Here is a 13,485-nt window from a genome sequence, read left to right on the forward strand (position 1 = left end):
AGGGCGTATCGTCGGCAGGGTCAGATGTGTGTAAGGGGCTGGTGTGGGTCTTTGGACAGTGCGCGGGCCAGGATGGGGTCCAGGGCGGCCAGGTCGGGGCGGGTGTGTCCGGGCAGTGGGGGAGGGCTGCTGAGGTGGGCGCTGATGACGGCGACGGGGTTGGAGTGGTCAAAGAGTTTGGTGCCGGTCAGTAGGTGGTAGGCGGTGGCTGCCAACGCGTATTGGTCTGCGCGGCCGTCGATCTCGTCGCCGCGGAGTTGTTCGGGGGCGGAGTAGGCGACGGTTCCCACGGTCATGTTGGTCATGGTCAGGCCGCTGATGTCGTTGAGGTTTCGGGCGATGCCGAAGTCGGTCAACAACACTCGTGGCGGTGAGCCGTCGGTGGGGGTGGTGATCATGATGTTGGCGGGTTTGATGTCGCGGTGCATCAGGCCGCGGGAGTGGGCGTAGTCGAGGGCTTCAGCGACGGCGGTGATGACCGCGGCGACTTCGTGGGCGGGCATGCCGGCGGGGTAGCGTTGGCGTAGTTGGGCGCCGAGGTCGGTTCCCTCGACGTAGTCCATCGTGATCCACAGCTGGGCGTCGAATTCGCCGCGGTCGTGCACCCCGACGATGTGGGGATGCCACAGTGAGGCCGCCAGATCAGCCTCACGCACAAAGCGTTGCCGGTACTCCTCGTCGGCGGAGACATCAGCGGGCAACACCTTCATCGCCTCACGACGCGGTAACCGGGGGTGGGCCACCCGGTACACCTCACCCATCCCACCCGCGCCCAGCAAACACTCCACCCGATAACCCGCGAACACCGAACCAGGACTCAACACGACGGCGTCCCCCACGATGAAACGGCAGCGACGCGCCACCACCAGCCAGGTTGGCAGCGGCGATCGGTGAGGGGAGTGTCGACGTCCATCAGGCTCTTCGCGCTACTGGGGTAGGGAAATCTGGTAGGCGCCCTTGCTGTCTTGGAAGGTGGCGGTGATCTCGCGCTTCACTCCGTCGATGCTGACAGCGCACACGAATGTAGCGTTCTTCTCGACGATCGGGTTACGACCCTGATTACACACAACATCACGCACGTGACCCGGGCCATAGCCGCTGACGTCATCGCTCAACAAAGTCTGAATGTTGTTCTGCGCCTGCGTGATATCCAGCTCGGTACGGGTGAAGAAGCCAGGGGTCCAAAACCCCATGATCAACACCGCCGCCACTACGACGGTCAGTGCGCCGACAGCAGCGGTGATCACTCGGACTCTGGTGCTGCGAGGCCGCGATGAGGGGACACCGAAATCAGCAAATCCGGCCGTCGTCGGCGGTGGCACCGGAATATGGGCTGCGTTCGACCGACCCGATGGCGGGTAGGGCACCCACGGCTGGGGTCCGGCAGGGCCTGCAACGCGAGGGTCCGGGCCCGCGCCATGGCGGTACGAAGGCGGCGCCGGAGGCGTCGGAGGCGTCGGCGGTGCCGGGGGGTAATGCGGGTTCGCGACGGGGGCGGGGTTTACTGCGCGCTCAGGCGCCGGGGGCCGGCGAGCGCCGGCCGGGCCACGCGGCGTCGGGGTGACAACCGTGGTCCGGTCGTCAGCCGGGGATGACGCCGGTGGTGTCGTGCCTCCGGACCGACCATGCACTTCAGTCGCCGGCTCCGGCGGAACCGTCCCACCGGCAGGAGCCGCGGACCCCGAGGTCGGCCAGGGGCGAGTCCGGTCGGATTCGTCAGAGGACGCCACCGTCGATCTCCTCTCCATGATCACCTGTGCCAGTGTTACCACACCACGGCCCTCCCTAGTCCTGGGTGCAAGCGCGCTGTCGGCCCGGCCGCAATCTAGGCTGCGCGCGATCGATGGTCGCCTTTGTGGCGGCGCCGCCGTACCGACGTCGGCGGCATAGCTGGTGCGGGCAGGCCGGGCAGCTCGACGCTGCGCCGCCGCTCAAACTGCGCCAACAGATAGCGGTAGGCCGCCTCAAGCAGATCGGGGCTGCTCTTGTCGCCCGGCAGTGAAAGACCACCCCACACGCCGTACTCCTCCCGTGCGGCGACGGCGTTGTAACCGCAGCGGCCGACGAACGGGCAGTCCTGGCACGCCCGCACAGCGAGCACCCGGTCCTTAAACTGCGAGAACCACAGCTCCTGGCCGTTGCGGACCCGATCCGGGTCGGCTGTCTGGCACGGCGTGGTCTCGCTGGTGTGAAACAACCGCACCTCAATGGTCGTATCAGGGCCGGCGGGTTTCGCCGACTCGTCGGCGGCGCTAACGGCCGAGGTCATGTCGGTCAGTCCTTGCCGTGGCCGGATGTGCACCGGCACCGGAGGAACCCGCAGAACGGGGCGGGCGGACCCGCCATGGCTGGCGCTTTAGAAATACCTGAAGCATCATGATGTGGATGCTAACCACACCACGACACGTAGCGCAACAATTGTAGTTAAAGCAACAGTGGGGCCGTCAACTGTTAGCTACCTGTCCAATGAGCTGCTTGTGCCATTTGAACTGCACAATTACCGGTTGAAGTGTGTTTGTTTAGCGGGCCCATCTGCCTGCGCGCGCTTCAATTATGTCAAGAGCATCGATTCGAGTCCGAGGGTTCTGCATCAGCGGCTGCTCCAGCGACAGCCTGAGGCCACCTGCCAGCGGTGGCCCACCGTCGGTCCGCGCGAGGTAGCGGCCGCCGCGGTGACCGAATTCGTCATCAACGCGACTGCGCGCCTGTTCCAGCAAGTGACCGAGGTCCTCGGTGAAAGTCAGCCGGCCGCGGCACCGGCCAGCGCCCTCTTGACCGTCGAGATAGAGACGCCCAATTGGGCGGCGATGGACGCCGGCTTCTCGCCGTAGCTGCGCATCCGGCAGGCCAGCGCTGCCTGGTAGGAGTCGAGTGCCCGTGGCCGTCCGACACGGGCGCTGTCGGGGGGCGGCTGTGTGGCGGAGGTGAGGTCGGCCAGTGGCAGCATCATCACCCGCGGCAGGATGGGGAAGCGGCCGCCGCGGCCGCAGTTGCGGCTGTCGGCCTTCATCCGGGTATACACCACCCGCGAGAGGCGGCGCTTGAGCGAGCGCAGCGCCCGTTGGCGGCTGTCACCCTCGTCGATCCGCCGCTGGAAATAATCCCGTCCCGGGCCGGGGTGAGTGATCTGGACCATGGCGATGCGGTGCAGCGCAGCGTTGAGTTGGCGGTTGCCGTGCCGGATGGGCCGCAGCGGGCGGGTGGTTTCCCCCGACCAGTGCGGGATGGGCGCCACCCCGCTGTGCCGGGCGAAGGCGGCTTCGCTTTTGAACCGGTCAATCCCGGCGACCTCGGCCACGATCTTGGCGGCCGTCAGATCCCCGCAGCCCTGGATGTCCAGCAGAGCGGGCGCCGCCTCGCGGACCCGTCCGGCGATGCGGCGCTCCAGCGCATGCGCGGTGTCGATGAGCCCGACGATCTCGGTGAATTCGTCGCGAGCGAGTTCGGCGAGCAACCCGTGCTGGGTGGCTAGCCAGGCCCCCAGCTCTTCGCGGGGTTTCTTGCTTTCCCAGTTGCGCGGTTCCGCCCAGGCCGGGTCGAGCTGGTGGATGCGGTCGAGCATGCGGCTGATGAGGGCGACGCGGTGCTGCACGAGGTCCTCGCGGCGGTCCACGAGTAGCCGAAGTTCCATCGAGGACGCGTCGTGGCAGGCCACCGGCAGGTCGGGTTCGCGCAGTACCGCCCGCGCCACCGCGAGGGCGTCAATGGGGTCGGACTTGCCTAGCTCGCGTGAGGAGGCGCGCGAGCGGCTCATCAAATGAGGGGGCACCCGGATCACCTTCTGCCCCCCAGCCAGCAGGTCTCGCTCGAGCCGCGCGGTGAGGTTGCGGCAGTCTTCCACCCCCCACACCACGTCGCGGCCGAACCGCACTCGCGCCCACCGCAGCGCCTCCCCGTGGCCCTCGCTGGTAGTCGCGACCGTCAGCTGAGCGAGCTTGCGGCCCAACGGATTCACCGCTACCAGTGTGTGGCTGCGCTTGTGAGCGTCGACGCCGATGACCGCGTCCACAGCTCTTCATGCACTCTCTGGTGGGCGGCGGCGGAGCTGGCTGCGCGCGGGGCTGCCCGGTGCCGGCATGCCTCCATAGAAACCAACCAGACGGTGGTACGCATCCAAGTTGGCCAGACACCGGGCATCGGCCACAGGGTCTGTGCAGGCCCGCGGCGCCGACAGGAATAGACGCTTGATGTTCACCATCGCCTCACCCGCGTCCGAGCGGCCCGCCGACACCAGATTCACAAGCCAGCCCTGCGGCGGCACCAGGTCAAGAAGTCAGCACCGGACCCTCCAGACATTTTAGGTTTCCCGGTATGGCGTCTCCCAAACGACCGACCGCCGTGAATCGTTTTGGGGCGTCGCTAAAGCGTAAGTGCGTCCACCCGCATTGCGAAGATGACGGCAAACAACCCAGACGAGCGCTCCATGGAGACCGGTCCGCAGTCCACCGGTGGACACTGCAGGTCCGAGCGCGCGTGGCAGGCCCGCTTCGCGGCAGCTGGTGGCACACGGCGATCGACGGCGACGACTCCTGGCTCTTATCCGTACTGACAGTTCGCCGCCGGGGATACGCACGCCCGGCGCCGGCTGGCCCCGGACGCGGCTACGCGGATACAGCCCGAGTAGTGCTCGGCAGGGCGCACAGAGGGCAAAGGTGCTGTTGAAAGATCGAGCACTGAGCGGCTGAGGCCATCACTGTGGCGGCCGAGTCCTGGCGTTCGGGCCGTCGAAGCAAGCCTAGGCGTCCACAGTGAAGGCGTGCTCGTAACCTTGTGGGCCGAGATGTTCGTAGACGAGTGTCGTCGTCGCGCGGTTCCAGTGGTGTCCGAGGCGCACGGCTGATAGGCCATGAGCAGCAACTGGGCGGATCCTCTGTTGAGGTCCGGTTCAGAGGAGGGTGCTCATGTCGGTGTTGGGGATTGCGCTTGATCCGTCGACGGTGATAGTCGCGGTGGATCCGGGCAAGGCGTTCCATCGAGTGTGGATCAGTAATGGATCTGGGCTGCTGGTTGATCCGATGTCGTTGTCGGTTTCGCGAGAAGGCGTCGCTGAGCTGGAGTTGGCGCTGAACAAGCATGGTCCGAGCTCGCCGGTGATCGCGATTGAGGCGACCGGGAGCCTGCATCGACCGTGGGTTGCCGAGCTCGAACGCCGTCATCCGGGGGCGGTTCGGTTGTTCGCGCCTGTTGGACGTCACTGAGGATGCAGATGATGCCGTCACTGTCGTTGCGGATGGTTCTGATGTGAAGAAGACCCTGTCCGCGTAGCGGGCAGGGTCTTCGTCGGTGCGGTGACGGCGTCCTCGGTGTGGTGCCGTCGTGTGGTCAGTGATTCAGTCGTGGCCACTTTCGGTGACGGCGATGCGGGCGGATTTCTCGTCGACGATGGCGGCCTTCGCGGCGAACGCCGCGGTCAATGCGTGCACGGCGAGGTTGTTCACCGCCCGCGGGTATCCGCGGGCGGCGTTGTGGATCAACGTGATCGCGTCATCGGAGAACAACGGATCGGTCCGGCCGGCGATCTTGGCGTGATGGCGGATGTAGTCGGCGGTATCGGCTGGTGCCATCCCGGGCAGCGAGTAGCGGACCGCGATGCGTTGATCGAGCGCGGCGAGGACACCGAGGCGCAGCCGATGTCGCAAGGTGGGCTGTCCGACGAGCAGTGCAGCGAACGGTGATCCCGAGTCCATGTCGTGGTTGGTGAGCATCCGGATTGCTTCCATCTGGGCGTTGTCGAGCAGGTGGGCTTCGTCGATCACGACGACCGGGGTGCGGCCCCGTTCGGCGTGCTCGGCGGCCAGTGCGTCGGCGGCTTGCGGTGCCAGCGTCGCGGTGTAGAAGCTCGGCACCCGCCCCAGCGCACCCACGATGTGATGCAACATGCCGCGGACCCCCACTGAGGGATTGGGCAGGTAGATGATCACGTGCCGCGCCGGATCCAGGGCGGAGGTCGCGGCCCGGATGGCGACGGTCTTGCCGGCGCCGACCTCCCCGGTAATCACCCCGATGGCGTGTTGATCCACGCACCAGGTGATCCGGGCGACCGCTTCGGCGTGTCCGGGATGGCGGTGCAGCATCGCCGGGGCCAGCCCCCGCCCGAACGGCATCCGGGTGAAGCCGTAATACGATTGCAGCCGTTCAATACTCATGCCGTTGTTCCGTTCCGGTCGGTGATGTCGGCGACGTCGTCGATGCTGAGCTGCCCGGGGATCTGGCTCTGGTCACCGTTGCCGTCTTGGTTGTCGCCGAAGAGGGCGTCGTAGCCGATCCGTCGATCGTGGCGGACTTGTTCGTGGTGGGTCCGGGCGGTCAACGTCAAGTAGTCGATCCCCGTCGCAGGCACCGGCGGCTCGGGTGTCTCGGCTCTGGCCTTCGGATGAACGTGGCGGGTGATGTTGTGCGGCAGCGCCTTTCCGTGATTTCTGTCGCGGTATCGGACTTCCACGGTTTCCATGTCGAAGGGTGAGAACACCAACTCGACCTTCCGACCGACCAACGCCTGATCGACTTGGTAGGTGTTGCCGTGCAACGACACCGTCGCGGTTTTGGTGACCGTGCGGTACTCCGACCACAAGAACGCCTCGGTCAGCTCGGGTGCGGTCGGCATCGCCGGGGTCCGCCCCAACCGGATCCAGCCGCCGTCCCAGCGATCCAGCGGGGTCTGCCCGGTCTCGGTGTGGATCCGGCGGTGGTACTCGGTTTCGACCCATGCCGTGAGTAGCCGGTTGAGTTCCAACAATGCGGTGCGGTGATCGGTGCCGGCCGCGGCCAACTCCTGCGCGGTGGTGTCGGTGAGTTCGACGAGGAACTGCTCACGTACGGTGCGGAAGAATCGTTCGATCTTGCCGCGGCCCTGAGGCCGGTGCGGGGTGGAGTGCACCAGTCGGATCCCGAGTTTCGCGCACGCCCGCAACAACCAGGCATCCACGAAAGCCGAGCCGTTGTCGACGTACACACTGGCCGGAACCCCACGACATGCCAGCGCCGGTTCCAACGCGACTCCGAGGCGCACCGTATCCTCGGCGAACCCGAACCGGTAGCCGCAGATCAGCCGAGAATGATCATCGAGGAACGCGAACAGATAGGTTTTACGCCCGCCAATCTTCGGGCCGTGCAACGCATCCCCGGTCCAGCGGTCATTGGGGTTCTCGGCTTCGAAGCGCCCGAACACCACCGGGGTGTCCCCGGCAGCCGGGCCGATCAACTCGAGGCGGTGAAAGTGGCGCAGCAGCGTCGACTCCGACGGCGCCCACCCCGCCGACGCCCGCAGGATGCGTTGCACCTGTGCGGCGGTCCGCGCCGGGTTCTCCCGCTTGAGCGCGGCCGCGAGTTCCAACGTCGCGGTGTCGGGTGCGTGGCGAGGATGCCCGCGGCGAGGGAATCAGCTCCTCGAACCCGCCGGCCCGGTAGCGGCGGATCCACCGGTCCAGGGTGTCGCGCGAATAGCGCACCGACGTCCCGAACGGATCGGTGTGCTCGCGGGCGGCAATCTCACGGACGATCCGGCCGCGGGCCTTCGTCGAGAGCCCGGAATCCAGCGCCGGGCAGATCAATCGGTAGCGGAACAACCCGACCGCGTGGCCTCTCTCGCGCCGCTTCTGTTCGTCGGTACTGATGACACCCACTCCTGTCTCGGCGATGCCACCCAAACCCGTTGCCGGGCAGTCATCCCCGCGACGATGACCCATCGGCGGCCCGAATGGCAGGGTCAAGTGGTGTTGGGCGAACAGACGCCAACTGCGTCGGCCACCCCGGAGCCAGCAGCCGACCACCACTGCACCCGACAGCAGCCCGCGCCGACGTCACCGCACCGATCACCGATCGCTCACCGAAACGCGCCGCGATCGCCGAGCGCGCCGCCTCGACAGCGGCCAGCACGTCCCCGCACCTCGAGCCGGTCGCCTTCGGTATCGACACATCGACCCCCGCGGCGACCACGACCGCGATGAACCAGTCGCGCACCACCTCGGCTCGCCCGGTGATCACCCGCAGCCACCCACGGACCGTCGATCCGGGAATCCCCAACCGCGCCCCGATCAGGCGGTGCCCGGCACCGGCCGCCTTGGCCACCACCGCCGCCCAGATCAGCTCCGCCAAATAGGCCCTGCGCAGCAGCAACGTCACCGGAAGCAACACATGAGTCACCGCACACTCGCGGCACCGAGACCGGCGCGGCCGCACCGACTCTCCCACACCCGCCACCGGTCGCGAACGGGCGAAACCCCACCGGACCAACACCCCGTCCGGGCACGACGGACACGACATCTCGCCACCTGCCAGCCGGGACTCGACGCGCCCGGGATCGACCTCTACCGTGACCATCAGTGCCTTTCGCACTACGCACGGTGCCCCCGAGATCTCTGCCAGGAAATTCAGCGGGGGCGCCGTGCACCCATCAGTTCCTCGACACACTGACGGTGCAGACCACCAACCTCAACCCCGCAGCCATCTCGGCCACCACATCGGCACCCTCATCGACGGCACAACACCCCATGGTCGTCATCCCGAGAGAAGGTCAACACGCGCCGTCAGAAACGAAATCGGCGCGTACGCAGCTGGGTTCGGGCAGGTTCAAAACCGATGATCGTGATTGCGCAGCGCTGACGTACATGGCTCGCCAAGGTGGCGGTCGGCGCGTTGGCCAGCAGACAGCGGTAGAGACACTGCGCGCTGCAGTGCGGTATCGCCGCGGGCTGGTCGCTGACCGCAAGATCGCCCAGCAGCGGTTGCATGACCAGCTCAATGTGTTGTGTCCGGGGCTGTCTGCGCCGGCCGGTCATGGGCGTGCCCTGGCAGTGGAGACGCCGACCGGTCTTGCGGTGCTGGCCTGTGCAGCTGAGTTCGCGGGACGAGCGCCGCAGCTACGGTCATTGATGTGTCGTGCGCCGGGGCGGCTAACCTGCAGCACGGCCCAGTACTGGTTGGCGCGGTGGCGCCAGTGCTTGCCGCCGCCGGCTGATGCTGATCGGCGCGCTGATCGGTTGCGTCGTGATCTGGACCGATATCGTCGACTCCGGACCGACATCGCTGCCATCGACGGCGAGATCGTGGCATTGCTCGCCGAGACCGACGGTCAGGTCCTGACCAGTCTTCCCGGAGTCGCTTCGATGCGCGCGGCGGCCTTCGCCGCGCACAGCCTGCCCATCGAGCGTTTCCCCGATGCTGAACACCTTTATTCCGCAACGGGTTTAGCGCCTGCGCTCTATCAATCAGCAACCCTGAATCGGAGGGGCCGCATCTCACGTCAGGGCTTGGCTGAACACCGTGAGGCCTTGATGGGCATCGCCTGGGGGCTATCCCAACGGTCACCGTCGTTTGTTGAGCGCAATGCCGAACTACGTGCTCGAGGAATGGCACCAATCCAGGCCCGCGTCGCGCTCGCACGCCACGCATGCCGCCTGGCATATCGACTTCTGCGGACCCAACAACCCTTCGATGAACAGCGCTATCGTCGAGGAAGGCTCAGTCGCGAGCGGTGACGGCCGTTACGGCTATGCCGCACGACGGCGCAACCTAGCTTGCCGCCCGCTCGCCCTGGGCCGCCATCACGGCGCACACGAAAGCCTGCCGACAACGGCGACTGATCAGCCTGCCGACCACCAACGGCCCAGCCGACCTCGACGAGACAATGCTCATCGCGTCAAAACCGAGGACTACACCTCGGGCAACTCACACTGCCCACCTCCGCTATTGACTCCCAGCGCGAAAGCTGATGAGGAGAAGATGCAGTGTTCCGGAGCCGGCGTGGTTGCGTGCGAGATCGCGGATGGCGACGGCGAGGCCGGAGGTGCTCCGGTAATTCATCACAGTGACGAATTACCGGGGGCGATAGGCATGTGCCCGATGCTCGATGGCGCCGATGTAGAGGGTGTGCTCGTCGGGGAGGGCGCGAAATGTGACGCGGTAGCCGCCGCGGCGCGCGACGCGCCACCCTTCAAGCTCGAACCGCAGCGGCTTGGACATGGTGTACGGGTCGGTCGGCAACGTGTTGGTGATGAACTCGGCGATCGCGGCGGCCACTTTGTGCGGCAGCCGTTCCAGCGCACGTATGGCTCCTGGCGACAGCTGAACGGACCAGGGCTGCGGATCACTCACGTGAGCCCGTATCGGCGGCGCAGCTCGTCGCTGGAGACAGTGTTGCCGGCGGCGTAGTCGGCGTCGGCCTGGCGCAGCTCGTCGACCAAGCCGGGAGTCCTTAGTGCGTGCAGAGTTTCGGTCAGCGATTCCAGATCGTCGGCGGACATGATGACCGCTGCGACGCGTCCATGTCGGGTGATCTGGATGACTTCGTGGGTGGTGTCGGCTTCCTCGACGAGCGCCGAGAGCTTGTCCTTGGCTTCACTGAGCGGTACGGTTCGCATAGCTGGATTATAGCCACACTATTAGCCGATGTATAGGCTAATATCTAGCCGATAATAGAGATTATGTCAACTCTCAGTTGGCATATATGCATACTCACACTTGACTACCCTAGATCGTCGCACGATACTTGGCGGTATGGCAACCTCACGCCTCGTCGAGTTGATCGACCACTATCGCAGCGCTCACGGGGTCAGCGAGGCTGAGGTTGCCCGGCGGATCGGCGTCACCCGGGAGAACCTTCGTAAGTGGCGAACCAAAGGGGTCCGCAGACTGCCGGATCGAGCCAACCTCGTTGCGGCAGCGGGCGTTATCGGCCGTCCATACCGCGAAGTGCTCTCCGCGGCGCTCTTTGACACCGGCTACCTGACCGCCGAGCAATCCGAGCAGCCACGGCCCTATGGCGAGGTCCTCCGCGACGCCATCGCGGTGCTTACCGAGGCCACCCACCTGACGAATCGGCCTATGCGCCAGGATGGTTCGGGTGGATGGGAGCCGAACCCGGATCCGCGCGCAGCACTACCAATCGACTGGGCCGAGTTTGCGACCCTCGCCCTGGCCGGCGCCGCCGCCAACGCCGGCGGCATCGAAACCATTCTGGCCGGCCGTCCCGGCTCATGGGAAGCCGAAAGAGTCCGCCAGACACTGCAATCCACGGTGTTCGACGACAAAGACCTTATCCGCCACCGCACCGAACCCGTCATCGTCGACCTGTGGGTAGACAGCATTCTGAGTGCCCTTGGCGACCCCACTGACGACGAGTACGCCGACGCGCAGGTCGAGCTCGACGGCCGCGCCGCCGCCATCCCACAGCCGACTGATCTACCACCGGGCCCCTTCTCCCCCGACGACCCGCGCATCGCTGGCAAGCCCTGGATCGAGGTCGACAACAACGGCTACCTGGTCACCGGCCTAGGGCGTGTCTGACAATGGTGTTAGCCAGAGGGTGATGGCGCGTAGTACGGCCGCGCCGCGGTAGACGATGGCGAGTTTGTCGTAGCGGGTGGCCAGTCCGCGCCACTGCTTGGTGGTGTTGAAGCCGCGTTCGATCACGTTGCGGCCCTTGTAATCAACCGCATCGAAGGCCGGCGGCCGCCCACCGCGTGATCCACGCCGCTGGCGATGGGCGATCTGATCAGAGGGCTGCGGGATCACCGCGACGATCCCGCGACGACGGAGCTCGGTGCGAATAGCGCGGCTGGAGTACGCCTTATCGGCACGAACCCGATCGGGTCGGGTGCGGGCCCGACCGCCGCCCTGGCGGGGCACGCGAAGATGAGCCAGCAAATGCTCGAAGACCGGTGCGTCGTTGGCCTGACCGGGCGATACCAATACCACCAGCGGACGTCCGTGACCATCGACGAGGTGATGGATCTTGCTGGTCAACCCACCGCGGGAGCGGCCAATGCCGTGGTCAGGCGGCTCGATCGCCAGATTCATGTAATTCGACCCAGCCCCCTGTGTCACGGGTGACGTTCGTGGCGTGCTGGTGAGCACGGGCGATCGTGGAATCCACCGCCACCGCCCAGTCGATGATGCCCGCCTCCTCGGCGGCGGCCAGCAACCGCGACAGCACGACATCCCAGGTGCCATCAGCACTCATCCGACGATGCCAAGTCCAGATCGACTGCCACGGCCCGAACACCTCGGGCACATCCCGCCAGGCGATCCCACACCGGTGCCGATAGATGATGCCCTCGACCATCGAGCGCGCATTCTGAAAAGGCCTGCCCCGCTTACCCGTCCGAGCCGGAAGCAAATCCTCGATCAACGACCACTGAGCATCGGTGAGCAACTGAAACCGCGACATACCTCAAGCCTCAGGTACAACACCCGAAACCTTTGTCAGACACGCCCTGATATGTAATTCGTTTTGTCAAGTGGGCAGGGTGAAGCGGCGTCCCCGACCGTCGTTGGGGACGCCGCTTCCGTATGACCGAATGGACCTGATGGTTGGCGAGCGTGTCATTGTCGACGCGTCGTCAAGTCTGATATTCGCGGGTTGGTTACCGCAGGACGGACTGTTCTGCTGGAGTGGATCGCGGGTCTAGAGATCGAGCGTAATCGTCTGCGCTGCAGAATAATTGCTCATAGGGCGTTCGCGGGTCACTCCCAGGCGCTGCCGCCAACTCGGATTCATTCGGACAGTTATGGGGGTGTGCTCAGGTATCGAGCACGGCCAGCGACCAGCACCAGCCGGCCAGCTCCCGGGCGATCGCGGTGTTGGCCACCACGGGACGTTTCTTGCGGGCATCGAAGGCCTCCCAGCGGTGGTGCAGGCGCCGGTTGGCCTGCTGGCCTCGGGCTCGTGCGGCCGGGCTGGCAGCATCCCAGCGGCGCCGCAGATCAACTCCAGGCCGATAGGGCTGGCGGTGATGCCAGGCCGCCTCGATCAGCAACCGGCGGGCATGGCCGTTGCCGGTCTTGGTGATCGATCCCTGCGAACGGGAATCCCCTGAGGAGTACTCGGTGGGCACCAAACCGAGGTAGGCCCCGATCGAGCGGCCGGTCAGTCGCTGCCAGTCACCTATCTCGACCGCCAACCCGAACGCGGTCAACGTGGACACCCCACGCAGACAGCCCAGGCGGGTCACCACCGGGGTGAACGGACTATCCGCGGCCATCCCGGCGATCGCCTCATCGAGGCGGTCGCGGCGATCAACGGTGGCCAGCATGGTGTCCAATGCGGTGTCGTAGGCCAGCTGCAACGCAACTGCATCAAAGCGCTGCCCGGCCAGCCACGCCTGGTGTTTGCCGGTCCACGTTCGCCCACCGCAATAGATGATTCCTTGCCGCAGAAGCAGTTTCGAAATCCGGTGGCGGGCACTCATCAAATCCCCGCGGCAGTCCTCACGAGCTCGTACCAGATCCCGGGCCGCTTCCTGCTCGGCGCTGGGAATCACGACCTCCACGATCTGACCCAGATGCAGCAACCGAGCCAGATGCGCGGCATCACGGGCATCGGTCTTGACCCGATCCCCCGAAGGCCGCTGCAGCTTCGAGGTTGCGTCCAGCAGAGTGGTGTACGAGTCGGACCTGATCAGCGGTACCGGCGTGTCGTAGCCGGATGAATGAAGGTCATCGCGTGATTCTTCGAGAGACCCGCGAAAGTCACTCGAGCAAAGGAAT

The 13,485-nt window shown here is 65.9% G+C and carries 12 protein-coding genes and 3 pseudogenes; 3 read left to right on the top strand and 12 right to left on the bottom strand.

What is annotated here, in order from left to right; genetic code table 11:
- Nucleotides 1–44: 44 nt before the first annotated feature.
- From HPC46_RS32495 to HPC46_RS32510, 5 genes and pseudogenes are all read right to left on the bottom strand, one after another.
- Nucleotides 45–824: pseudogene (locus HPC46_RS32495) on the bottom strand (serine/threonine-protein kinase); the annotation flags it as partial.
- Between the two features lie 102 nt (nt 825–926).
- Nucleotides 927–1,247, bottom strand: a complete 321-nt coding sequence (locus HPC46_RS32500) for a DUF4333 domain-containing protein (RefSeq protein WP_005148535.1) — start codon at nt 1,245–1,247, stop codon at nt 927–929.
- Nucleotides 1,248–1,825: 578 nt separating this feature from the next.
- Nucleotides 1,826–2,269, bottom strand: coding sequence for a WhiB family transcriptional regulator (locus HPC46_RS32505; RefSeq protein ID WP_179476163.1), 444 nt, complete (start codon nt 2,267–2,269; stop codon nt 1,826–1,828).
- 471 nt (nt 2,270–2,740) lie between these two features.
- Complete coding sequence (locus HPC46_RS36070) at nt 2,741–3,010, bottom strand: helix-turn-helix domain-containing protein (protein WP_456320170.1); 270 nt, start codon at nt 3,008–3,010, stop codon at nt 2,741–2,743.
- Nucleotides 2,990–4,009 (bottom strand): annotated as a pseudogene (locus HPC46_RS32510) (IS110 family RNA-guided transposase); the annotation flags it as partial. The pseudogene HPC46_RS32510 and the gene HPC46_RS36070, both read right to left, overlap by 21 nt.
- 892 nt (nt 4,010–4,901) lie before the next feature.
- On the opposite strand from HPC46_RS32510, the gene HPC46_RS32515 reads away from it, so the two are divergent.
- Nucleotides 4,902–5,198, top strand: coding sequence for a hypothetical protein (locus HPC46_RS32515; protein ID WP_005148539.1), 297 nt, complete (start codon nt 4,902–4,904; stop codon nt 5,196–5,198).
- 132 nt (nt 5,199–5,330) lie between these two features.
- On the opposite strand, the gene HPC46_RS32520 is transcribed toward HPC46_RS32515, so the two are convergent.
- The 3 genes and pseudogenes from HPC46_RS32520 to HPC46_RS32530 form a co-directional block, all read right to left on the bottom strand.
- Nucleotides 5,331–6,146 carry an ExeA family protein gene (locus tag HPC46_RS32520; RefSeq protein ID WP_179476165.1) on the bottom strand — a complete coding sequence of 272 codons (816 nt, stop codon included), beginning with the start codon at nt 6,144–6,146 and terminating at the stop codon, nt 5,331–5,333.
- Nucleotides 6,143–7,613, bottom strand: a pseudogene (locus tag HPC46_RS32525) (DDE-type integrase/transposase/recombinase). Before HPC46_RS32525 ends, HPC46_RS32520 begins: the two are co-directional and overlap by 4 nt.
- Before the next feature lie 49 nt (nt 7,614–7,662).
- Nucleotides 7,663–8,319 carry a hypothetical protein gene (locus tag HPC46_RS32530; RefSeq protein ID WP_005148543.1) on the bottom strand — a complete coding sequence of 219 codons (657 nt, stop codon included), beginning with the start codon at nt 8,317–8,319 and terminating at the stop codon, nt 7,663–7,665.
- A gap of 95 nt (nt 8,320–8,414) precedes the next feature.
- On the opposite strand from HPC46_RS32530, the gene HPC46_RS35890 reads away from it, so the two are divergent.
- Complete coding sequence (locus HPC46_RS35890; protein WP_131542447.1) at nt 8,415–9,476, top strand: transposase; 1,062 nt, start codon at nt 8,415–8,417, stop codon at nt 9,474–9,476.
- 337 nt (nt 9,477–9,813) lie between these two features.
- Here HPC46_RS35890 and HPC46_RS32540 read toward each other — a convergent pair whose 3' ends face one another.
- Nucleotides 9,814–10,092 carry a type II toxin-antitoxin system RelE family toxin gene (locus tag HPC46_RS32540; protein ID WP_005148545.1) on the bottom strand — a complete coding sequence of 93 codons (279 nt, stop codon included), beginning with the start codon at nt 10,090–10,092 and terminating at the stop codon, nt 9,814–9,816.
- A complete protein-coding gene (locus HPC46_RS32545) occupies nt 10,089–10,358 on the bottom strand; it encodes a type II toxin-antitoxin system Phd/YefM family antitoxin (RefSeq protein ID WP_005148546.1) in 270 nt (89 codons plus the stop codon). Before HPC46_RS32545 ends, HPC46_RS32540 begins: the two co-directional genes overlap by 4 nt.
- A gap of 136 nt (nt 10,359–10,494) precedes the next feature.
- Between HPC46_RS32545 and HPC46_RS32550 the strand changes: the two genes are divergently transcribed.
- Entirely contained in the window at nt 10,495–11,283 is a 789-nt protein-coding gene (locus HPC46_RS32550) for a helix-turn-helix domain-containing protein (RefSeq protein WP_005144199.1), read from the top strand.
- Here the strand turns inward: HPC46_RS32550 and HPC46_RS32555 are convergent.
- Both HPC46_RS32555 and HPC46_RS32560 read right to left on the bottom strand, forming a co-directional pair.
- A protein-coding gene (locus HPC46_RS32555) for an IS5 family transposase (RefSeq protein ID WP_407665599.1) occupies nt 11,269–12,166 on the bottom strand; the annotation gives its coding sequence in 2 pieces (ribosomal slippage) (nt 11,269–11,821 and nt 11,820–12,166; 900 coding nt in all). The genes HPC46_RS32550 and HPC46_RS32555 overlap by 15 nt on opposite strands.
- A gap of 352 nt (nt 12,167–12,518) precedes the next feature.
- Nucleotides 12,519–13,485 (bottom strand): IS110 family RNA-guided transposase (locus HPC46_RS32560; RefSeq protein WP_233716998.1); only part of this gene is annotated, 967 nt, incomplete at its 5' end.

The organism is Mycolicibacterium vinylchloridicum (assembly GCF_013404075.1).
GTDB classification, from domain to species: domain Bacteria; phylum Actinomycetota; class Actinomycetes; order Mycobacteriales; family Mycobacteriaceae; genus Mycobacterium; species Mycobacterium vinylchloridicum.